General features: G+C 58.2%; 19 protein-coding genes. 6 read left to right on the top strand and 13 right to left on the bottom strand.

The window, feature by feature from the left end:
• Nucleotides 1-93 precede the first annotated feature (93 nt).
• The 4 genes from ML541_RS02420 to ML541_RS02405 are packed head-to-tail and all read left to right on the top strand — an operon-like array spanning nucleotide 94 to nucleotide 2,680.
• The gene (locus ML541_RS02420) at nucleotides 94-807 is read left to right on the top strand and encodes an energy-coupling factor ABC transporter permease (RefSeq protein ID WP_243370403.1); all 714 of its coding nucleotides are present in this window, start codon (nucleotides 94-96) and stop codon (nucleotides 805-807) included.
• Nucleotides 800-1,087, top strand: coding sequence for a cobalt ABC transporter permease (locus ML541_RS02415; RefSeq protein WP_243370348.1), 288 nt, complete (start codon nucleotides 800-802; stop codon nucleotides 1,085-1,087). The genes ML541_RS02420 and ML541_RS02415 overlap by 8 nt, the downstream gene beginning before the upstream one ends.
• A complete protein-coding gene (gene cbiQ, locus ML541_RS02410; RefSeq protein ID WP_243370346.1) occupies nucleotides 1,087-1,839 on the top strand; it encodes a cobalt ECF transporter T component CbiQ in 753 nt (250 codons plus the stop codon). The genes ML541_RS02415 and cbiQ overlap by 1 nt, the downstream gene beginning before the upstream one ends.
• Nucleotides 1,832-2,680: an ATP-binding cassette domain-containing protein gene (locus ML541_RS02405; RefSeq protein WP_243370344.1), complete on the top strand. Its 849-nt coding sequence runs from the start codon at nucleotides 1,832-1,834 to the stop codon at nucleotides 2,678-2,680. Before cbiQ ends, ML541_RS02405 begins: the two co-directional genes overlap by 8 nt.
• Here ML541_RS02405 and ML541_RS02400 read toward each other — a convergent pair whose 3' ends face one another.
• Complete coding sequence (locus ML541_RS02400) at nucleotides 2,681-4,132, bottom strand: transglutaminase-like domain-containing protein (protein WP_243370342.1); 1,452 nt, start codon at nucleotides 4,130-4,132, stop codon at nucleotides 2,681-2,683.
• Nucleotides 4,133-4,530: 398 nt separating this feature from the next.
• Between ML541_RS02400 and ML541_RS02395 the strand changes: the two genes are divergently transcribed.
• The gene (locus tag ML541_RS02395; protein WP_243370340.1) at nucleotides 4,531-6,795 is read left to right on the top strand and encodes a sigma 54-interacting transcriptional regulator; all 2,265 of its coding nucleotides are present in this window, start codon (nucleotides 4,531-4,533) and stop codon (nucleotides 6,793-6,795) included.
• A 294-nt stretch (nucleotides 6,796-7,089) separates the two neighbouring features.
• Nucleotides 7,090-7,275 (top strand): ribbon-helix-helix protein, CopG family, encoded by a 186-nt coding sequence (locus tag ML541_RS02390; RefSeq protein WP_243370338.1) that lies wholly within the window; start codon nucleotides 7,090-7,092, stop codon nucleotides 7,273-7,275.
• 66 nt (nucleotides 7,276-7,341) lie between these two features.
• On the opposite strand, the gene cysS is transcribed toward ML541_RS02390, so the two are convergent.
• The 12 genes from cysS to ML541_RS02330 all read right to left on the bottom strand — a co-directional run bounded on the left by cysS (nucleotide 7,342) and on the right by ML541_RS02330 (nucleotide 21,988).
• Entirely contained in the window at nucleotides 7,342-8,823 is a 1,482-nt protein-coding gene (gene cysS / locus ML541_RS02385) for a cysteine--tRNA ligase (RefSeq protein WP_243370336.1), read from the bottom strand.
• Nucleotides 8,824-8,914: 91 nt separating this feature from the next.
• Nucleotides 8,915-9,286: a response regulator transcription factor gene (locus ML541_RS02380; RefSeq protein WP_243370334.1), complete on the bottom strand. Its 372-nt coding sequence runs from the start codon at nucleotides 9,284-9,286 to the stop codon at nucleotides 8,915-8,917.
• 4 nt (nucleotides 9,287-9,290) lie between these two features.
• Nucleotides 9,291-10,343: a chemotaxis-specific protein-glutamate methyltransferase CheB gene (gene cheB / locus ML541_RS02375; protein WP_243370332.1), complete on the bottom strand. Its 1,053-nt coding sequence runs from the start codon at nucleotides 10,341-10,343 to the stop codon at nucleotides 9,291-9,293.
• A gap of 11 nt (nucleotides 10,344-10,354) precedes the next feature.
• Nucleotides 10,355-12,406 (bottom strand): hybrid sensor histidine kinase/response regulator, encoded by a 2,052-nt coding sequence (locus tag ML541_RS02370; RefSeq protein WP_243370330.1) that lies wholly within the window; start codon nucleotides 12,404-12,406, stop codon nucleotides 10,355-10,357.
• Nucleotides 12,407-14,143, bottom strand: a complete 1,737-nt coding sequence (locus ML541_RS02365; RefSeq protein ID WP_243370329.1) for a methyl-accepting chemotaxis protein — start codon at nucleotides 14,141-14,143, stop codon at nucleotides 12,407-12,409. It abuts the gene before it with no gap.
• Nucleotides 14,144-14,192: 49 nt separating this feature from the next.
• Complete coding sequence (locus ML541_RS02360; protein ID WP_243370328.1) at nucleotides 14,193-14,738, bottom strand: chemotaxis protein CheW; 546 nt, start codon at nucleotides 14,736-14,738, stop codon at nucleotides 14,193-14,195.
• A 14-nt stretch (nucleotides 14,739-14,752) separates the two neighbouring features.
• The gene (locus ML541_RS02355; protein WP_243370327.1) at nucleotides 14,753-16,399 is read right to left on the bottom strand and encodes a protein-glutamate O-methyltransferase CheR; all 1,647 of its coding nucleotides are present in this window, start codon (nucleotides 16,397-16,399) and stop codon (nucleotides 14,753-14,755) included.
• Between the two features lie 279 nt (nucleotides 16,400-16,678).
• Nucleotides 16,679-18,376, bottom strand: a complete 1,698-nt coding sequence (locus ML541_RS02350) for a glutamine--tRNA ligase/YqeY domain fusion protein (protein WP_243370325.1) — start codon at nucleotides 18,374-18,376, stop codon at nucleotides 16,679-16,681.
• 8 nt (nucleotides 18,377-18,384) lie between these two features.
• Nucleotides 18,385-18,900: a 2-C-methyl-D-erythritol 2,4-cyclodiphosphate synthase gene (gene ispF / locus ML541_RS02345; RefSeq protein ID WP_243370323.1), complete on the bottom strand. Its 516-nt coding sequence runs from the start codon at nucleotides 18,898-18,900 to the stop codon at nucleotides 18,385-18,387.
• Nucleotides 18,901-18,911: 11 nt separating this feature from the next.
• Nucleotides 18,912-19,607 carry a 2-C-methyl-D-erythritol 4-phosphate cytidylyltransferase gene (gene ispD / locus ML541_RS02340; protein ID WP_243370321.1) on the bottom strand — a complete coding sequence of 232 codons (696 nt, stop codon included), beginning with the start codon at nucleotides 19,605-19,607 and terminating at the stop codon, nucleotides 18,912-18,914.
• A 135-nt stretch (nucleotides 19,608-19,742) separates the two neighbouring features.
• Nucleotides 19,743-21,131, bottom strand: a complete 1,389-nt coding sequence (gene selA, locus ML541_RS02335; RefSeq protein ID WP_243370401.1) for an L-seryl-tRNA(Sec) selenium transferase — start codon at nucleotides 21,129-21,131, stop codon at nucleotides 19,743-19,745.
• 149 nt (nucleotides 21,132-21,280) lie between these two features.
• Nucleotides 21,281-21,988 carry a GntR family transcriptional regulator gene (locus ML541_RS02330; RefSeq protein ID WP_243370319.1) on the bottom strand — a complete coding sequence of 236 codons (708 nt, stop codon included), beginning with the start codon at nucleotides 21,986-21,988 and terminating at the stop codon, nucleotides 21,281-21,283.
• Between the last annotated feature and the right edge of the window lie 35 nt (nucleotides 21,989-22,023).

The following is a 22,023-nucleotide window of genomic DNA, read 5'->3' as shown; positions in this document are numbered from 1 at the left end:
CTGGAAGATTGCCAAAATTTTCGTGTTGACTCGTACATTCGTGGTTGAAAGGTCTTGGGGGGGCAGGTGAAAAAGGTTCTGGCATTTACAATTATGATGCATTTTGTCGCCGCCCCCGCCTATGCCATGCATATCAGCGAGGGGCTTTTGCCGCTGAATTGGGCTGCCTTGTGGTTTGCCGTAGCTGCACCTTTTGTCGTCCTCGGTGTGCGGCGGTTGAATACCCTGGCAAAAGACGACCTGGCCATGAAGCCGTTGGTTGGGCTTTTGGCCGCCGTTGTTTTTATCGTCTCGTGCATGCCCATACCGGTCCCCACCGCAGGCACCTGCTCCCATCCCTGCGGAACTGGCATTGCCGCGATCCTCGCCGGCCCGCTGATCGGAGTCGTCATCAGCACCGTTTCGCTGCTGCTCCAGGCGCTCTTTCTTGCCCACGGCGGTCTCTCCACCCTGGGTGCCGACATTGTCTCTATGGGGGTCGTGGGTTCCTTTGCCGGCTGGTTCGTCTTTCGCGGCTTGCGCAGCGTGGGGACATCCCTGGCGCTTGCCGCTTTTTTCGCCGGTCTCGCCACCGACTGGGGCACCTATCTGACCACCTCGGCGGAACTTGCTGCCGGTATCCGCGGCACTGCCCCCTTCTGGCCGCTGGCGACAAAGATCGCCCTGGCATTCGTTCCTACCCAGCTGCCTTTGGGCATTCTTGAAGGGGCGATGACCGCCGGCATGGTGACGCTCTTGCAGCGCAAGCGTCCCGATCTGCTGGTGAAGATGGGGGTGGTTAAGGAGAGCAAGGTGGCCCATGCCTGAAAAACAGCGGTTCAAGCTGCTGTACATCATTCTGATTGCCGCTCTCCTGGGCTGCTTCTTCTTTACCCGTGCCCCCCGCTCCTATGTGGGGGTGGACGAGGCGGTCTTGGAGAAGATTGCCGCGGAGCATGGCCGCAAGCCCCGCAGGCCATTTATCGATCCGGGGGAGGGGGACATTCTGCTTTTTCTTTTCCTGGGGGCCGGGGCTATCGGGGGGTTTATGGCTGGTTACTACTGGCGCAGCATTGTTGACACGAAACCGGACGGGAAGGAGCACTAATGCACTATGCCCTGCACCGGCCGGAGCGTGCCGACAATTTCCTAAACCGCCTTGATGGGCGGGTCAAATTGCTGGTCGTTCTGGTCCTGCTCCCCATGATCCTGAGCTGCCGAGGATTTGTCTTCCCCCTGCTGGTCGGTGCTCTTTCCGTCTCATCCTGCTTGCGTCTCGGGGTGCGCCCCCGGCACCTGCTGCTGCGATTTGCCCAGCCGCTGCTCTTCGCCGCCGCCGTTTTCCTGTTCAAAATGTTTACCCCCGGCGCCGCCCCCCTTTTTTCTCTTTCAGTCTGGGGGATAACGCTTATCGGCTATGCCGACGGCCTCGTCGCCGGGGGACTCATCGCCTGCCGCATCACGGGAGCCGTTTCCCTGGCGGCCCTCCTGGGGTTTTCCACTACCTTTACTGAGCTCCTCTCAGCGCTGGCCTGGTTTCGGCTGCCCCCGGCGTTGATCGAGGTGGCCCTTTTTGCCTGGCGCTACCTCTTTCTGCTCTACGATGACGCCATGGTGGTCTACGGAGCCCAGAAGAACCGCCTGGGGTATGTCGGGTATCGACAGGGGCTGCGCAGCTTCGGCACCCTTGCCGGGGCCATGGTCATAAAGGCCTTCGACAGCAGCCAGACCATCACCACCGCCATGGCCCAGCGGGGATACGACGGAACAACCCCCCTGCGGCAGCAGCCGCTCAGAAAGCAGGAATTAGCTGCCGCATCGCTGGTGGTTGCCCTTTTAGGAGTATTTTGGCATGTCTGACACCAAAGCACGCATCGCGGTCAATCTCGACAGTTTCCAGTACCCCGATGGAACGGCGGCGCTGGCCCATATCCGCTTGGAGATCGGCCGCGGCGAGTTCTGCGGCATCCTCGGCGCCAATGGTTCGGGTAAAACGACGCTCCTCAGGATCATGGACGGCCTGATCAAGGAGTACCGGGGAGAGGTGCTGCTGGACGGGGAGGAGGTGCGGAAGCTCCACCCGAGGGAGATCTACCGCACGATGGGACTCGTCTTCCAGAACCCCGACGATCAGCTCTTTGCCCATACCGTATTCGAGGATGTGGCCTTCGGTCCGCGCAACATGGGTTGCAGCGAGCATGAGGTGCAGGAGCGGGTCGGGGCGGCGTTGGCGGCGGTGGAGATGGGGGAATTGGGAGGCAAGGGCATCCACAACTTAAGCTATGGCCAGAAAAAAAGGATCTGCATTGCCGGTCTTCTTGCCATGGGCCATGAGATTCTACTTCTGGACGAACCGACGGCGGGACTGGACCCCATGGGTGAATACCGGATGATGGAACTCCTGACCAGACTGAACCGGGAGCAGGGGGTGACCATCGTCATGGCCACCCATAGTGTCGATCTTGTGCCGGTCTTCCTGCACCGGCTGCATATCCTTGGCAAAGGAAGGCTGGTGCGGGGAGGGGTGCCGGAGGAGGTTTTCACCGCCCCCGAGGAAATGGCCAGTGTGAAACTGCGGCTGCCCCACATCGCCGAGTTGATTCACCGGCTCAAGCATGAGGACCGGCTTCCCTTCGGGAGAATTCCGTTGACCATCGGCGAAGCGCGGCGGGAGATCGTGGAAATGCTGCGTAAACGCTGATCAGTAGCGCTGCTCCAGGATGGCGCCCTGGAGCTTGCCGATGACGGCGGCCAGGAGGGCGAAATCCTCCGGGCTCTCCCCTTCAATCAGCTTGATGTGGCTCGCATCCACCGGCAGTTCTCCCATGGTGGGATCGACCGCCAGCCATTCCCCCACGTGGCTCTCCGCCCAGCTGTGGTAAACAAAGCCCTTGTTCATGATGTAGGTCAGGCCGGCGACGAAACGGGTCGGGATCCCCATGGCCCGGGCCATGGTCACATAGAGACGGGCATGGGACTGGCTGTTTCCTTCTCCCCCCTTCATGGTTTCCAGGGGGGGCTGGCTATCCATGGCAGCTCCCTTGACTTTCGTCGCCACCCATCCGGCCAACCTTTCGACCACCTTCCGCGGGTCCTGCTCCCCTCCTGCTATCTCTTTTGCCTTTGCCGCCAGTTCTCCGTTATCGGAGGGTATTCGTGCCGTGGCTTCCAGGAAAGGGGCGAGCGCCGCTGGATTTGCTTCGCCACTGCCGATTTTTGCCGTGGCGGTCTTCGTTGTCTTGACGACAACGGTGCCGTCCGTTTGTCTCGTGACCTGCTGCCGGGCGTCCTGCAAGAGGGGGAAGTCAGGGGGGAAGCCGGAGAATGAGACTGTCATCTCTTGAAGCCTGACCGGATCTTTCAATGGAAGGTCGGTTTTGATCATGCTGAAGTTCAGGATCAGGTCTTTTCTGGCCAGGGCCGCATCGGCCATGAACGTCCTCACGGTAAGCGCATCTTCGGCTACGGTAAGGATCATGTCGTCCCGGACAGATTCTTTAAGGGTGTTTCCTGATAGGTCGAGCCAGATATCGTTGTCAACGAAGGGGTAGAGATCGTTTTGCAGGTGCAGAGTCTTTACTCCACCAGGGCGCTCTTCCACGCCGATGACCTTGATTTCGACCCCCTTGATCTTGACACCTTCCGTATCCAGCATCTGCACCTCGTAGGTTTTTTCCGGCACCGCTCCCTGGGTGGAGGGATAGAAATTCAGGGCCGGGGGTGGGAGAAGCTTCTTCTTAACCTTCAAGCTTTTCTTCGTTACCTTGCCGGCCGATTCCACCACCGCCTTGACCGCCTTGCCCTCAACCGTACCTTTAAGTCGCATGGGAGTGCCGTCGATGGTCTGTTCAACCCGGAACGATTTCAAAGAGAGATCTTTGCCAACCCGATACCATTCCCGGGACGATGACTGTCTGGATACTGCCATGACCTTGAGCTTAACACTCCCTTCGCTGAAAAGCTCATAACCATCCTTCGTTTCGACCACATCGGTGTGGGCGAAGCCGACCCGTTCTCCATTCATGCTGATGCTGAACCAACGTTCCCCGAGGGGCGGCCCCAACAGCCGGGGAATGGGTGCTGCTGCGCCTGCTGCAAGCGGTATCATGATTAAAAGAAGCAGCAAGCAAGGGATGAGACGGTGCAAGGACATTGGGTTATCTCCCTTTGTATTTATTTTGCGAAAGCGGGCTCTGCGGGGGCTCGGTCGGTCTATCCTGGGGAGCCGTTTGCAGAGCGATTACTGATTTTTATTATACCAAACGAGCCGGCCCGCCACTGATGCGGCAGCAAAATGCCGAAACCGGCCGAAAAAATTAACTTTTTTAGGACTTGCAAGTCCCGATGGGGAGCGTTACACTATAATCAAAGATAAGAGTTGCGAGGGTCGTGAGACCCTCATTATGCCCTAGCTGACTTGCCCTCCTAGTCACTAGGGTGTTTTTTTGCCTCGTTTTTGCCTGCCGAAAAAGTGTGCCAATTCTTGCACATTTCTCTATCTTAGTCTATGCTGATTTCTGCCTGGTACACAATACGCTTGGGAAAAAATTTATGGAACCGATCGTTACCCTCACGGAAAAATGCAAGAAATGTTATTCCTGCGTCCGCAGCTGCCCCGTCAAGGCGATTAAGGTGGAAAAGAGCTTCACCGAGATCATCTTCGAGCGCTGCATAGGCTGCGGCAACTGCCTGAGCAGCTGCCCCCAGCATGCCAAGGTGGTGACTGACAAGGTGGGGGTCATGGAGAATCTCCTTGCCGGTGAAGAACCGGTTATCGCTGTTCTTGGCTGTTCCTTTCCCGCTTTTTTCCACACCCTTTCCCCCGGGCAGCTGGCCGCGGGGCTGAAAAAACTTGGTTTTGCCGAAGTGCACGAGGGGGCGGCCGGGGTCGAACTGGTTGCAGCGGGATATGCGGAGGCCATGGAGCAGAGCAGCGATGCGCTGATTTCCTCCCACTGTCCGGCCATCGTCGATCTCATCGAGCGCCATTACCCGAGCTTGATCAGGAACCTGGTGGGGGTCATTTCCCCCATGGTCGCCATCGGCCGGTTTCTCAAAGCCACCCTTGGTGATCATGTGAAGGTGGTCTACCTTAGTTCCTGTATTGCCGCAAAATTCGAGATTCAGGCGGAGGAGACCAAAGGGGCCATCGACATGGTGCTCACGTATCGGGAATTGGAGGAAATCTTCCATAAACGGGGGATCGACCCGGGGCAGTTGGCGGAAGATGTTTTCGACGGCCTGGAGCCGCATCTTGGCCGCCTCTTTCCCATATCGGAGGGGACCTTCAAGGCCTTCTCCATCGCCACCGACCCATTGGATACCGAGATCGTCACTGCTGCGGGGGAGGTCAACGCCATGGGCATCATCAAGGACCTGGCGGCCGGGCGCATCACCCCCCGTATCGTCGATATCCGCTTCTGCTACGACGGCTGTATCGGCGGACCGGGAAAAAAATCGGAGTTGACCGAGTTCTACAAACGCAACCTGATCATCGCCCATTTCAAGAACGACGCCCCCTATCGTACGGCTCCCCACTACCAGGGCGAGCAGAGGCCCATTTCCCTGAGCCGCTCCTTTACCGGAAAATACGCCAAACTGAAGGTGCCGAAAGGGAGCGATGTGAAGAAGATCCTTCACGCCACCAATAAGTTTACCCAGAAGGATGAGCTGAACTGCCGCGCCTGCGGGTACCGCACCTGCCGCGAATATGCGGTTGCCGTCTACCAGGGGCTCGCCGACCTGGAGATGTGTCTCCCCCATACCCTGCAGCAACTGGTGGAGGACCGGGGACGGCTGATCGAGAAATACGAGCTGGCCAGGAGGGAACTGGACCGGGAATACGGCGACGAGTTCATCGTCGGCAGCGATGTCGGCACAATCGAAGTGTTGGACCTTATAAAGCAGGTGGGACCGACGCCGACGACGGTGCTTATCCGGGGTGAATCTGGCACCGGCAAGGAGCTGACCGCCCGGGCCATCCACCGCTACAGCAAGCGAAACGACAAACCGCTGGTCACGGTCAACTGCACCACCATCACCGACTCCCTCCTGGAAAGCGAGCTATTCGGCCACAAAAAAGGAGCTTTCACCGGCGCCATCACCGATAAGAAAGGGCTCTTCGAGGCTGCGGACGGGGGTACCATATTTCTAGACGAAATCGGCGACATTACGCCGAAGCTGCAGGCAGAACTCTTGCGGGTGCTTGATTCGGGGGAGGTCAGGCTGGTGGGGGGGACCGTGGCGAAAAAAGTCGATATTCGGCTCATTGCCGCCACCAACAAGGAGCTTGAGGACGGGGTCCGGGACGGCTGGTTCCGGGAGGATCTCTACTACCGGCTCAACGTCTTTTCCATAACTATGCCGCCGCTTAGGAGCCGGATAGAGTCCGTTCCCCTCCTGGCCCACCATTTTCTGGAGAAGGCGCGCAACAAGCTGAACAAGAGTATCATCGGCATCGAAGATCGGGCAGTCAAGGCGATGATGCAATACTCGTGGCCGGGCAATATCCGGGAGATGCAGAACGTCATCGAGCGGGCTGCCGTTCTGACCCATGACGAGATCATCAAGCTGGGCAATCTGCCCCTCGTTTTCGCCGAGACCTATGCGGAAGAGGCCGACGAGATTCCTGATCTGAAATCGTTCAAACTTGAGCGGGAGCCGCACGTCATGAAGGTCGAGAAGAAACTCATCCAGCGTTATCTGGCAGATGCCGGGGGTAATGTGTCAAAAGCGGCACAACTTGCCAATATCCCTCGAAGGAGCTTTTACAGGCTGCTGGATAAACATGGCCTGAAGGGGCGAGGGGGGGATTGATCCGTACCAGATCTGCTTCTTCGAGGATATGTCACGTGGCGGGTCTGTTCACATCTCGGCATTCTGATGGAGGTTCCTGGAGAAAGAAGGGCAACTCTGTCCCAGTTGAGAAAATGTGTGCCGGATGTGGCACAGAATGTATACACTATTGCTGCCGCAACTTTGTTCCCTGTGATGGTAAATGCGTCTTATTCTAATGACTTATCTCTTGTTTTTTGCTTTGGCACGCAAATGGCAGTAAGGATAGATAGCTTCGTTAGACAAAAACACACCACTCAATATAGGAGAAACGAAATGGGCAGAATGAGAGAGAATCCGCGGTATAACGTCATTTCCATGCGGATTAGCGATGAGGAGCGGGAAACCCTGGAGCAGATCGTCAGCACCACCAACAGGAGTGTTTCCGACATCATGAGAGAGGCGATGGACCTCATCAAGGAGCGCTTCGGCTCACTCGAGGTGGCCCGCAAGGCTGCCTGAAGAAGAGTACAACCTGTAATCAACGAAAAAGGCCGCGATCAGCGGCCTTTTTCGTTGGTGCATCCTCTATTTTACGCTCCAGGTCGTTCCCTGGGGCGAATCGAGCAGGACGATGTTCCTTGCTGCAAGCTGATCACGGATCTCGTCGCTCCGTTTGAAATCCTTTGCCTTGCGTGCCGCGGTCCTCTCTGCAATGAGCAGTTCGATTTCTTCGACGGCAATATCCAGATTGCCGGCCTTGCGGCTTTTGAGCCTTTCAAGGAACCCAACCGGTTCCGAGGAAAAGACGCCGAGAACGCCGGCGATCTTTGCCACTTCCCCCTTGACCAGGGCGCAGAGGGTGCCGATGCGGTCCTTTCCCTCCGCTGTTTCGCTGAGCACGCGGTTGACGCAGCGAACCAGGTCGAAGACATGGGCGATGGCCAGGGCGGTATTGAAATCATCGTCCATGGCCTCGTGGAAACGTGTAACGAGGGTGGTAGCCTTTTCGAACAGTTCCCGCTCCGCTTCCCCAAGGGTGGCTGCATCCAGCGCTGCCCCAGCGAACTCTGCCCCGCCAAGCGCTTCCTCGACGGCGGCCAAAGCCTTGTAAATCCTTTCCAGTCCAGCCTCTGCTTCGCTCAGGTTCTGGTCGGAAAAATCAATGGGGGAGCGATAGTGGGCGGAAAGCAGGAAAAAGCGGAGCACCTCGTTGTCGTATTTATCCAGCACTTCCTTGATGGTAAAGAAGTTGCCCAGGGACTTGCTCATCTTTTCCGAGTTGATGTTGACGAAGCCGTTGTGCAGCCAGTAGTTGACGAAGGGTTTGCCGGTGGCCGCCTCCGACTGCGCGATCTCGTTTTCGTGGTGGGGAAAGATCAGGTCTTTGCCCCCCCCATGGATGTCGAAGGTAGTTCCCAGGTATTTCATGCTCATGGCGGAACATTCGATGTGCCACCCGGGGCGCCCCTTGCCCCAGGGGGATTCCCAGAAGGGTTCACCCGGCTTGGCCTCTTTCCAGAGGGCGAAATCCATGGGATGCCGCTTGCGCTCGTCCACCTCGATCCTGGCGCCTGCCTGCATATCCTCCAGGCTGCGCCCGGAGAGTTTAAGGTAGCTGTCGAACTTTTCCACGCAGAAGTTGACGTCACCCCCGGCCTGATAGGCAAAGCCCTTGTCGATGAGGGTCTGCACCAGGGAGATGATCTCGGGGATATGCTCCGTTGCCCTGGGCTGGCAAGTGGGGAGCTTCAGTCCCAGCCGCTCCATGTCCCGGTCGAATTCCTTGATGAATCGCTCGGAGATGACGTCGAATGTCACCCCTTCCCGGTTGGCCCGGTTGATAATCTTGTCGTCGATGTCGGTATAGTTGCGCACATAGGTTACCTGTAAGCCCAGATGCCCCAGGTAGCGGTAGATGACGTCGAAGACCACGTTTGCCCGGGCATGGCCGATGTGGCAGTGATCATAGACAGTGACGCCGCAGACATACATCTTGACCTTTCCCGGCTCCACCGGGATGAACTCTTCCTTATTCCCCGAAAGGGTATTGTAAACACGTAAGCCCATGAATATCCTTTGCTTTGTGGTTCTGAAGCACCGGTGAATCTAGCATAACCCGCTGGTGAAGTGAAGAATTTTTACCGTGGGGCAATTGACGCTAGGTGAGGAAGTTCCTTACTGCAGCGACGATGCTCGCCGGGGAAAAGGGTTTGCCTATGTAACCGTCGGCTCCAGATTCCTCCTGAAGGCGGCGCAACTCATCCTCGCTCTTGGACGAGAGGAGCAGGATGGGAATCCGGCTGATCAGATCTTTTTCCTTGAGAAGCTTCACCTTTTTGTTCCCTTCGAGCATGGGGAGCATCACATCCATGATGATCAGGTCCGGTCTGTCGGCGGAAAAGATGTAGCTATTGGCCTCCAGGCCGTTCTGGGCGCAGAAAACGGTATAACCTGCCGCTTCCAGGGCATCGCGAGCCATCATCAGTACCAGTTCGCTGTCGTCGACGATAAGTATTTTCTTCTTTGTCATGCGGTCAATTCCTTGAAACGAAGAGGCGGGAGATAGTTAGGGGGATTTTCCCCAGCGGTACAACCATATCGACGGCATCCATGGCAATTGCGGCCTTGGGCATGCCGAATACGGCACAACTCTGCTCATCCTGGGCGATGGTCATGCCGCCCCGTTGCCGGATATGGGTCAGCCCTTCAGCACCGTCCTTGCCCATGCCCGATAACAGTATCGCCACCACGGAGCCGCCGTGTTCCTGGGCAAGGGATTTAAAGAGCACGTCGATGGAAGGGCGACAGCAGTTGACCGGCTGGTCCTTGGTGAGTTTAATTCTACCACCGGCAACGACCATGTGACAGTTGCTGGGGGCGACCAGTGCTGCTCCCGGCAAAAACTCTTCTCCGTCCTTGGCCAGCCGGATCGGAATTGTGCTCTCCCTGCTCAGCCACTGGGCAAAGCCGTAAGCAAAGCCGCTGGCTATATGCTGGACGATGAGGACGCTGGCATTGAAATCGGCCGGCAGGGAGCGGACTATTTTCATCACTGCCTGGGGTCCGCCGGTGGAAGCACCGATGGCCAGGATGCGGTGGGGTTCCACGGACTTGGGCCCCGAAGGGGGCACTCCCCTGGACCGGCTCGGCCTGCGGCGGATTACCTTGATCCGGGCCAGCATCCTGACCTTTTCGATGATCGCCGAGGCAAAGCAGCGGGAAACGGTTTCGGTGGCAAATCCTTCCGGCTTGGCCATGACATCCAGTGCCCCCCGTTTTATGGCGGCAAAGGCGTTGTTCACGTCCCGGTCTCCAAGGCTCGCCGAAAGCACCAGGATTGGCGTTGGCGCGTGGGCCATGATCTCTTCAATGGCAGTGAGCCCGTCCATGATCGGCATCATCAGGTCCATTAGCACCAGGTCCGGTTTCAGCTTCTGGGTGAGCTCAACTGCACCGGCGCCGTCTGCTGCCTCGCCGACAATGATGATGTCGCCGGTCAGGCGGAAGATATCCTTGATGACCTCCCTGGCCAGGGCGGAATCGTCGGTTATAAGCACCCGTATCGTGTTGGAATTATTGTCTTTCATGATGCGTGCCCTCAGCCGACGAATGCTTCAACCGTTGTCAGCAGATTTCCCTGATCAAAACTTCCCTTGACGATATATGCCTGGGCGCCGGCATCCATGGCTTCTCGTTTGTCAGCGTCGGTGGCGAGGGAGGAGACGATGATCACCGGCACATCCCGGTACCGGTCCAGGGCACGCAGGCGCCTGGTCAGCTCGAACCCGGTAATGCCTGGCATCATCACATCGGAAATGACCAGGTCGTAGTCGGCATGGGCCACCTTTTCCAGGGCATCCTCGCCGGAGATGGCGATATCCACGCTGTACCCGTGGGCCATGAGGATGCTCCGCTCCATGGTGCGGGTGGTGATGGAATCATCCACCACCAGGATCCGTGTTTGGGATGTTTTTCCCTCGGTTTTGCCGAGCCGTGCCGCAAAACCGGCCGTAATGCCCACCTCGGCCGCAGCGAAAAGGTCGGGAACGTTCAGGATCAGGGCCGGATCGCCGTTACCGAGAATGGTTGCTCCGAAGACGAAATGAACGTTTTTCAGCTGGTTACCCAAGGACTTGACGACGATCGCCGAACTTTCCAGGGTCGCATCAACGGCGCAGGCAAGGGATTGTCCCCCCTGTTTCAGAACCACAACGGTCAGCTTCTCGTCGGGGAAGAATTTCCCCGGTTCCGGCAGTCCGAGGAGTGCAGCCAGTGAGACAAGCGGAATCGAGCTGCCCCGCAGTGAGATCACCTCTTTGCCGGCGGCGGTGATAATGTCTTCGGCCCTGATTTTCAGCGACTCCTGGACGTAGGTGAGGGGCAGGGCGAGGTACTCTCCGTTGCAAAGTATCAGCAGCGCTTCCATCATGGAGAGGGTCAGGGGGAGGTGCAGCGACATTTCCGTGTACCGTCCCACCTCGCTCCGTATGGTCAGGCGCCCCTTCAGCCGCTCCAGGTTTTTTTTCACCACACTCATGCCGATGCCGCGGCCGGAGGTGTCGGTAATGAAGTCCCTTGTGGAAAACCCTTCCTCCATGATCAGGTCGATGACCCCCTTGTCCTCCATGGCAGCTGCGTCTTCCTGGGTTAGAAGGCCTTTGTTCACCGCGGTCTTTCTCACCAGGGCCGGATCGATTCCCCTGCCGTCGTCACGGATGACGATGTTGACTCCCCCCTCCTCAAGTCTGGCGGCAATCTTTATGGTTCCTTTGGGCTTTTTCCCCTCGACGAGCCGCTCTTCCAGGGTTTCGATGCCATGATCGACGCAATTTCTCAGGATGTGCAGGATCATCGGCTTGACCGCTTCCAGCAAGACCCGGTCCATCTCGATCTGAGCACCGGTGACGGTAAATTCGATCATCTTGCCGTGTTCCCGGGACAGGTCGCGGACCATGCGCTCGAAACCGTCGGTGATGGTATGCAGGGGGAGCATGCGCAGCGCCAGGGCATCGTCGTGGAGTTCCTGGACCAGGTACGCCAGGTAAAGAACGTCCTCCTCCATATCCTGCCGGAATTGCTGCAGCTCCGGCAGGTACTCGGCATCCCCGGCTAGACATTCGTTCAGCCGGAGGAGGTTGCTCTCGAAGCGTTTCTTGTTGATGATCAGTTCTCCGAGCCGGTTGATGAGACTGTCGAGGATCTTGACGTTGGTCCTGACGGTCTCGTCGGCAACCGGCTCGGGCTGCTGTTTCTCCGCAACGATCTGGGGAGGAATCTCCCCCTGGTCGAATGCCTGCAGGAACAGGGGAACGTCGAAGGGAAGGTCCTCGTTGTTGCTGAAAGCCTCGATGAGCCGGGAAATGGCATCGGCCCCCTTGAGGAGCAGGTCGATGACCTTGTCGTCCACCCCTTTCCGTCCCTTTTCAATTTCTTCAAAGAGGTCTTCCATTCGGTGGCCGATGGCGCTGATTTCCTCAAGGCCCACCAGCTTTGCTGAGCCCTTGAGGGTGTGGGCGTTGCGCATCAACTCCCGAAGCAGCACCATATCGCCGGGGGCCTTTTCCAAGGAAAGAAGCCCCTTCTGCAGCGACAGCAGATGCTCGCGCCCCTCTTTGTAGAATATGGAAAGATACTTGTTCCGGTTGGGCATCTACGCCTCTTTTTCGCTCAGATCCCGCAGTTTTTCCGTCTGCTCCATTATGTCGGAGATGGCCCGCTCGGTCTCGTTGGCGCTGGCCGCCACCTGCTGCGCCACATCCCTCACCTCGGTCATGGTTTCGGCCATCTGCTCGCAGGCGGAGGTTTGCTGCTGGGTGGAGAGGGTGATTTCCTTGGCGGCGCGGGCCGTTTCCTCGACCATGTGGATGATGTTGGTGAAGGAGAGCTGGACCTTGTCCACCAGGGCCGAAGCGGAGTCAACCCCCTTGGTTCCCTCTTCGGTGACCATAATGGTGCTGTTGGTCGCCTTCTGGATTTCCTCGATGAGCCCCTTGATCTGCTTGGTGGCATCGACCGTCCGCTGGGCGAGGCGTTTCACCTCCTGGGCGACGATGGCAAACCGCTTGCCCGCCTCACCGGCGCCGGCAGCCTCGATGGCCGCATTGAGCGCCAGGAGATTCGTCTGGTCGCTGATCTCGTCGATAATTTCCACGATGCCGCCGATCTTCTGGCTGTTGTCCCCCAGTTGAAGCATGCTCTCGGCGATGGTCTGCACCTGGCCCTTCAGTACCGCCATACCGTCGATGGCATTGGTCACGTCGGCTGTGCCGGCTGTGCAGCTGCGGGTCGTTTCTTCCGCCATTGTTTCCACCGATTTGGCATTATCGGTGATCTGCTTGGCGGTGATGGCGATCTCTTCCGAGGTGGTGGTCACCTCCTGGACGGCGGTCGCCTGCTGGGTTGCACCTGAAGACTGCTGGGCGCTGATGGCCATCATTTCGTTGGCCGAGCTGGACAAGAGGATGATCGCTTCCTTGATGGAGACGATGAGCCGCGAGCTCTTCTCGATCTCCCCCTTGAGGTTCTTGACGATGACAGTGGTCATGGTGTTGAAGGCCTCGGCGAGGGTGCCGATCTCATCCCCGGTCTCCACCGGGATCTGCTCGTCCAGGTTGCCGTCGGCAATGCGCCGTGCCGCTGCAGTCAGATTGAGGAGCGGGCGCATGTAATAGCGGACGACGAAAAAGATGGTGATGCTGGAAACCAGCAGCATGATGAGCATGGAGCCGATGATCTGGGTGCGTAGTTCGGCAATGCGCTTGTCCGTTTTTTCCATGGAAAAGCCGATTCTGAAAGCGCCCCAGTGTTTGCCGTTCACATAGACCGGTGCCGAGATATCCCACATCCGCTCCCCGGTATCGCGGAAATAGACCTGCTGAAGGAGTTCCTTCTGGTTCTTTGCCGCGATCATGCCCACTTCGTCATTGAAGATGCGCTTGGTGCGGTTATTGATCAGGTCTTTTGCCCGGTCGCCGGTCAGGGGCTGGGAGTATTTGGTGTTATGGGTGGGGAGGTAGCTATTGCGGTCAACAGCAGCCGCAAAGACCACCTGATCGTCTTTGAGGTACTCGTCTTCCAGTTCCTGGATATTTTCATCCAGGTACCTGTCGAACCTGGTGTGGTATTTCTGGGGATAGGTATTGGGGATCGGCTGGTAGTTCTCGTCGAACACGTCCGCCTCGGAGAGGGTTCCTTGCCTGATAGCCGATTCCAGGACCTGCTCGGTCATCTTCGCCCCGGCAAGGGCCTCGATCCTTCCCTTGGAGAGGAGTTCCCCTTCCATGGAGGCGCTCCGCGACCTGACGAAGTAGATGGTAAACATGGTCATGATGACCACCATCACCAGGATGAGAATTCCGGCAATTTTCAAGGACAGGTTATTGAACATGGTGGCGACTCCTTGGCGACGTTTCCCTCAACGTCTATGGTTCGTGTATTTAAACGTGATTATTGACGACAATGTCCGGGGCCTGTAAAAGTTTGGCCATATCCAGCATCATGATCAGCATCCCGTCAACATGCAGCTGGCCGCGTATATATTCCCGCTGTTTCTCGTCGAGTGAGGTGACCGCAGGCTCAATGGCGTTCATGGGAAGCGGTCGCACCCCTTCCACCTTTTCGGCGATGATACCGGTGACGAATGGTGCGGCCTTGACGACGACAATCCTCGAAAGGGGGGTGAGGGGGAGCTGGGGCAAGCCCAGCAGCGGCCTGATATCGATGGCCGCGGTGATCTCTCCCCGCAGGTTGAAGACCCCGGTGAGAAGCTCCTGCACGCGAGGAATTTTCACCAGCTTGGGGACACGGATGACCTCCGAGGCATAGCCGGTCTCAAAGGCAAAGGTCTCCCCGCCGAGGGTGACGGTGATGAATTCCTGCTCCTCTTCCCGGACCTCTTCCACCTCCGCCAGCCCTTGCCAGTATTCCTCCCTCATTTCTTCGAGGATGGCGCGGATTTCGTCGGTTCCGTTTTTTTTCGTCATGGTGCGTCCTTTTTCTAATCAGCCTGCGCCAGCTCTTTCTGCAGCTGGTCCATGAACAGTTCGCGGGACATCCCTCCTGAGTGAGGGATGGTGGTATGGGCCTTCATGCCAGCGACGATCTTCAGGGTGTTGTTCAGCTCCCTGAAGCGTTCCCTCTTTTTGCCCAGCCTGCCATGGAGCTGCGACAGCTGGTAGTGGGCCATGACCAGATCGTGTTGCAGCAGGATCGCCTTGCGGTATTCCTCGCAGGCTTCCGGCAGGCGCTCGGTCATCTCATATACCAGCCCTTTCAGGTAGTAGGCTTCGGGCAGGAGGTCATCGATCTTCAGGGCCTTTCCGCAGGCCTCGAGGGCTTCGGTAAACCGTCCGTCGTTGGCCAGGGTAAAACCATAGAGAATGAGCGCTCCCGTATGACCCGGTCGATGCTGCAGTATATCCTGCAAAAGTCCGGCTGTCTCGGCAAATTTTTCCTCCCGAAAAAGTTCTTGGGCAAGCAGGTGGCGCTTTTCCCAGTCCATAGGCGGCGGTGAAGCCGGTGCGGGTGGATTTGGGGTCGGAACAGGTGTCGCCTGCACCAGGCGTGCCTTCGCTTGCGCCGGCGCAGGGGAGGGGGGCATCTCCGGCTCCCCGGAGGTCTCGCTCGTTGCCGTCTTTTTGCGATAGTAAAAGCTGCCGTCGTGGCTTTGACGCTCGAACCTGGTCGAAATCAGTGCCATGGTCTCCGAGTGTCCCAGGAAAAGATAGCCGCCGGGCACCAGTGCCCTGCTCAGCCCTTCGATGATCTGCCTCGTGGTGTCGATGGTGAAATAGATGGTGACATTTCGGCAGAAAACGGCATGAAAGGTTTCTTCACCCCAGGGGGGAGGTGTGGTGAGGTTGTGGTGGGCAAAGCGAACAAGGTCTTTTGCCTCGTCGTTGATCCTGAACTTCTTGCCGCTTCTGTCGAAGTACCGGTCCAGGTAGCGCTTTTCGATGACGCGCATGGCCCACTGGCTGTAGACGCCTTCCCGGGCCCGCTTCAGCGCCCGGTTGTCGATGTCGGTGGCGAGGATGGCGATGTCGTGCTTCTTCCAGTCGGGAATTGCCTCCATGACGGTTATGGCCAGGGAATAGGGCTCTTCGCCGGTGGAGCAGCCCGCCGACCAGAGCCGCAGCTTCAGTTTTTCCCCATGGGCGAGCCCGGCCCGCATCCGGGCCAGGATCTGCCCCAGGGCCTCAAAATGGGCATGGTAGCGGAAAAAATAGGTTTCCCCGATGGTGAGGAATGGCAGCAGCTTTTTCAGCTCCTGACGGCTTTCCTGGTGCAACACCAGGTAATCGTAATACTCCTCGAAAGAGTCGATCTGCAGGGCAGCCATGCGGTTCAGAAGGCCCCGTTCCAGCAGCTTCTGGTTGCGCCGCTCGAAATGGAGACCGCTTTCCCTGAGCAGGTATTGGTAAAAGAGGCGGTAGGTTTCATCGGCAAGGGTATCGGTCGGTCGGGGCAGGGACTTCTTTCCCCGGGCGATGGCTTCCAGGTCTTCAACCAGTCGCACAGCATCCATCGGCTGGGGGAGGAAATCAAAGAGATTGAGCAGTTCGAATTCCAGGTCGGGGAAGTCTGAGATGACGATGATCGGCAGGTGGCGGGTTTCTGCAGCACGCTGCAGTCGGGCAGCCATCTCCACGGCCCCCACTTCTGTTGCGGCAATTTCAAGGATGATTACCGCCGGCCGTTGTGACGAAGCGGCTCCCAGGGCGTCTGCATAGCCCTGGACGCAGAAAACTTCATGCCCGGCGGTGGTCAGCAGGTTCGAGAGATAATCACAGAAGGCTTTGTTCTCGTTGATGATCAGAATCTGCAGCGGTTCGTCCTCCAGGCTGCCGAAAGCGCACCGCCGGGCGGCTGCCTGTTTATTCTACCCCGGCTGGTGCCTTCCGTAAGCCTGCGTTTACATCGGTCATTCTTTCTTGCCGCCACTTCCCCACGAATCACGCAGGGTGGCGGTGCGATTGAAAACGGGGGTGCCGTCGGCCGAGGTCGAGCCCACGTGGAAATACCCCTGGCGTTCGAATTGATAGCTGGAGCCGGATGCCGCCTTGGCCAGCGCCGGTTCCAGGCAGGCATCTTCAACTATCCGGAGCGAATCCTGGTTGATGAAGGCCTTGAAATCCTGTCCCCCCTTGTCCGGGTTGGGGACTGTGAAGAGCCGGTCGTAGAGGCGTACTTCGGCCTTGACGGCATGCCTGGCCGAGACCCAGTGGATGGTGCCTTTGATCTTGCGGCCATCCGGAGCCGACCCTCCTCTGGAGGCAGGATCGTAGCTGCAGCGCACCTCGACGATGTTACCTGCTGCGTCTTTGACGACGCTTTCGCATTTGACGATGTAGGCATAGCGCAGCCGCACTTCCCGCCCCGGTGAGAGGCGGAAGAAGCCCTTGGGCGGCTCTTCGAGAAAGTCGTCTCGCTCAATGTATACTTCACGGGCAAAGGGAACCTTGCGGGTGCCCATGGCCGGGTCGTTGGGGTGGTTTGCCGCCTCGAACTCTTCGGTCAGGCCTTCGGGATAGTTGTCGATGACTACCTTCAAGGGGCGAAGCACCGCCATGGCCCGGGGCGCCCTCACATTTAGATCATTGCGCACGGCTTCCTCAAGAATGCTCATGTCGATCCAGCTGTCGCTTTTGCCGACGCCGATCTGCTCGCAGAAGTTGCGTACCGATTCGGGGGTGTAGCCCCGTTTCCTCAGGCCGGAGAGGGTCGGCATGCGCGGGTCGTCCCAGCCGGAAACATCGCCATCCTGCACCAGTTGCAGCAGCTTCCGTTTGCTCATGACCGTGTAGGTCAGGTTGAGGCGGGCAAACTCGTACTGATGGGGCTGGTAGATGCCCAGCCGTTCAAGGAACCATTTATAGAGAGGGCGGTGATCGGCGAACTCAAGGGTGCAGATGGAGTGGGTGATCCCTTCGATGGAGTCGCTCTGGCCGTGGGCGAAGTCATACATGGGATAGATGCACCATTTGTCCCCGGCATGGGGGTGGGGGGCATGGAGGATGCGGTACATGACCGGATCGCGCAGGTTGAGGTTGGGGGAGGCCATGTCGATCTTCGCCCGGAGCACCTTGGCTCCGTCGGCAAACTCGCCGGCACGCATGCGGCGGAAAAGCGCAAGATTGTCTTCCGAAGTGCGGCTACGGCAGGGACTCTCCTTGCCCGGTTCGGTGAGGGTGCCGCGGTAGGCTCGGATCTCTTCGGCGGAGAGATCCTCAACATAGGCGTCACCTTGGCGGATCAGCTGTTCCGCCCATTGGTAAAGCTGCTCAAAATAATCGGAGGCGTAATGGAGGTGTTCCCCCCAGTCGAAGCCGAGCCAGCGAACGTTATCCTTGATCGCTTCGGCGTATTCCACCTCTTCCTTGGCAGGATTGGTATCGTCGAAGCGCAGGTGGCAGCGGCCGCCGAAGTCCCGGGCCAGACCGAAGTTGAGGCAGATCGATTTGGCGTGGCCGATGTGCAGGTAACCGTTTGGCTCCGGCGGAAAGCGGGTGACCACGGTCTTATGCTTGCCGTTTTTCAGGTCTTCTTCGACGATGGTACGGATAAAGTTGCTTGTCGCCGCGGTTTCCGGGGTCGAAGCAGTGCTGTTGGCGGATTCCATAGATATTGTCACCTCGTTTCCAGGACCTCTTTCAGTTCGGGGGAAAGATCGTGCCGGCGTTGCAGCAGCGCCACCGCGTGGGAGGCTATTCCTTCTCCCCGGCCGCAAAAACCGAGCTCCTCGGTGGTTGTTGCCTTGACATTGACCCTTCCCGTCCCGCAACCCAGTGCCCTGGCGATGTTCTCCCGCATCAAGGGGATATGGGGGGCCAGTTTCGGCCTTTGGGCAATAACGGTTGCGTCCACATTGCCGATGGCGTAACCCCGGTCCCTGGCCAGCCCCATGACATGCATCAAGAGCTTGATGCTGTCCGCCCCCTTATAGGCGGGATCGGTGTCGGGGAAGTGCTTGCCGATGTCCCCTTCGCCGATGGCGCCGAGGATGGCGTCGGAGATGGCGTGGAGTAGAACATCGGCGTCGGAATGGCCGAGCAACCCCCTTTCATAGGGTACATCAACTCCGCCAAGGATCAATTTCCTGTCGCTTACCAGCTTGTGCACATCATAGCCGTGGCCTATTCTCATGGTAGCCTCTTTCATGCAGTCTGATTCTTCAAAAAAGTCTCCGCCAGCAGCATGTCTTCCGGCGTCGTAATTTTTATGTTGCGGTAATCCCCCCTGACCACATGTACCTCTCTTCCCAGGCGCTCCACCAGCGACGCGTCGTCGGTGCCGAGGAATCCTTCGGCAGCTGCCAATTCATGGGCTGCACTGATGATGTCGTATCTGAAGGACTGGGGAGTCTGGGCGAGCCAGATGGTTTCCCTCGGGGGGGTATCGGTAACGATGCCGTCGCTGACGCATTTTACCGTATCCTTGACCGGCACGGCTACCAGGGCACCGTCATGGCGGCTCGCCGTCTCGATGGAATGCCTGATGACCTGCAGGGGCACGAAAGGCCTGACCCCATCATGGATGATGACCACGTCGTCTTCGTTGCAATTGCTCAGCGCCCTGATGCCGTTCAGCACCGAATACTGCCGCTCGCTACCGCCGGCAATGATGCTGCGGACCTTGGCGAAGCCATATTTTTCCACGACCTGCTCCCGGCAGAAGGAAATTTCCGCCTCGGGTATGACCACGTGGATGTCGTCGACGAAGGGTGCCTGCTCGAACACGGCCAGGGTGTGGGCCAGAATGGGCCTGTTGTCCAGGAGCAGGTACTGCTTGTTCATGCCGGCTCCCATGCGTTTCCCCATGCCGGCGGCAGGGATAAGTGCGATGACTCTCATGTTCCCGTCCCCACAAATCGGATTGAAACGGCGCTTTTCCGCCAATAAAATCGTTCGATTATACATATCCGGGGTGAAAAGGCCAAATACAAATTGGCCGGGGAAGGGGGACACGCGCTCTTTAACAGCAGGCTGTCAGGGATTCATGCCTTGCAGAGCGGCGGTCAGTGCCGGTATGTCTTCTTCGAGAATGGTGCGGGGATCCAGAAGAAAGGCTCCCTTGAAGATTCTGCCGATAACCGGCACAGGGGAGAGTCTCATGGTCTGTTCTATTTCCTGGGCCGACATGGTGCCGGCGGCAATGGCGATGAGCACCGTGGGAAGCTGCAGGAGTGGAAGTGCTCCCCCTCCCACCTGGGAAAAGCCCTCGACGAGGGAGAGTTGTACGTTTCCGCGCACAACTTTCTGCAGCTCTGCCGCTATTCTTTTTGCTTTGTCCGCCAGCTCTTCAAGGGGGACAGTCAGCATGCGCAGGGTGGGGATCTCCTGCAGCGCCTGTCGCTCGTCCCGGTACAGCTGCAGGGTCCCTTCCAAAGCAGCCAGGGTCAGCTTGTCGATCCTCACGGCCCGCAGCAGGGGGTGCTTCTTCATGGGTGCCAGCAGCGCCTTTCTGCCGATGATGATGCCCGCCTGGGGGCCGCCAAGGAGCTTGTCGCCGCTGAAGGTGATGACGTCCACCCCGGCATCGACGAATTCCTGCACTGTAGGTTCGTTACAGCCGAGGCGCCGGGACAGTTCCACCAGATTGCCGCTTCCCACATCGGCCAATACCGGCAGGGCATGCTGCTTGCCCAGCTCGACCAGCTGTTCGGCCGAGACTTCGGCGGTAAAGCCTACTACAGCGAAATTGCTGCAGTGTACCTTGAGCAGCAGTCCGGTATCCTGGGTGACTGCCGCGCTGTAGTCCCCGGGATGGGTGCGGTTGGTGGCCCCCACCTCCCGCAAAATGGCGCCGCTCTGGCGCATGACGTCGGGAATGCGGAACGAGCCGCCGATTTCCACCAGCTCTCCCCGGGAGACGATCACTTCTCTGCCGGCGGCCAGTGAGCTTAAGGCCAGCAAAACAGCGGCGGCGTTGTTGTTGACCACCAGCGCAGCCTCTGCCCCGGTCAGTTCGCAGAGTATTTCCTCCACGTGGGCATAGCGGCTGCCCCGTTCCCCGCTTGCCAGGTCGAACTCCAGGTTGGAGTAGCCGAAGGCCACCTCGTCCAATGCTTCACGAATCCTCTCCGGCAGGGGAGACCGCCCCAGGTTCGTATGGATGACGACGCCGGTGCCGTTGACCAGCCGTTTGAGCTTGCGGGCGCTGAGGGAGCCAATTTCCCGGCCGATTTGCTCCAGGATTGCTTCCTCGGTGAATTGGGCGCGTTCCCCTTCTTGCCGCAGGGCGCGGTTCCGCAGGTTCTCAAGTGCCGTGCGCACGGCCCTTATCACCACCGGGCGGGGATGGTTTTCCAGCAGGGTCTGTATCCCCTCCCATCCCAGTACCTTGTCCACCTTCGGAATCTGCTTCAACAGGTTCAATCGCCGTCCCTCCCCATCAAAGGCAATAAAAATGTTCACATACGAAAACATCCACAGCTTAACACAGGGGGAGCGGATTTCCATAACGGAATGTCGCCGTCCGGCCGGTAAGAGTGGATGTGGTTATCTTATAGCTGTGACGAGGGGATTCAGAGATCCAGATGTTTCGCTGCGGTCTGCTCCGCCTTCTTCATCGGCGAACCGTCGGGACCGCTTTTTATGAGGACGATGCCGCCGTATTCGGCGTTTTTCTGCACCAGCTTTTCCGCCAGACCGGCGTTCTTGTTGCGGAAGGCCTCGATGATTTTTTCATGTTCTTCCACCGAGACGTGCATTCGCCCCTTCTTGCTCAGGGATGCGATCCGCAGTCGCTGAAATTTCTTCATCAGGCCGTTGACCATCTCGTAAAGCTTATCGTTGTTGGCGGCCTTGATGAACAGGTCGTGAAAATCCTGGTGTACCTTGAAGAAGTTCTTGATGTCGCCGGCATCGGCAAGCTGCTTCAGTTTCTGATTGATGGCCGCCAGTTTATCCAGTTCCTTCTGCGTCAGGTTATCGCAGGCTTTGCGCGCTGCATAGCCTTCGAGGATGCTCTTGATGGCGTAGAACTCTTCCACGTCCCGCGGAGAAAATGCGGTGACCACGGCCCCCTTGCGGGGAATCACCGTCAGATAGCCCTCCGATTCCAGCTGGCGGAAGGCTTCGCGGATGGGGGTCCTGCTGATGCCGAATCGCTCGGCCAGTTCCGGTTCGGCTACCTTTTCTCCCGGCTTGAGGGAACCGCTCATGATGGCATCGCGGATCGTTTCAAGGATGCGCTCCCTGAGGGTCAGATGCTTTTCGAGGTTTCTTTTCATGGGAGATCCTCCAGTACCGGGGCAATTGTATACAG

The organism is Geotalea sp. SG265 (assembly GCF_022808985.1).
Lineage (GTDB): Bacteria > Desulfobacterota > Desulfuromonadia > Geobacterales > Geobacteraceae > Geotalea.
Note: the sequence above shows the minus strand (reverse complement) of the source record. Positions and strands in the feature narration are given on the sequence as shown.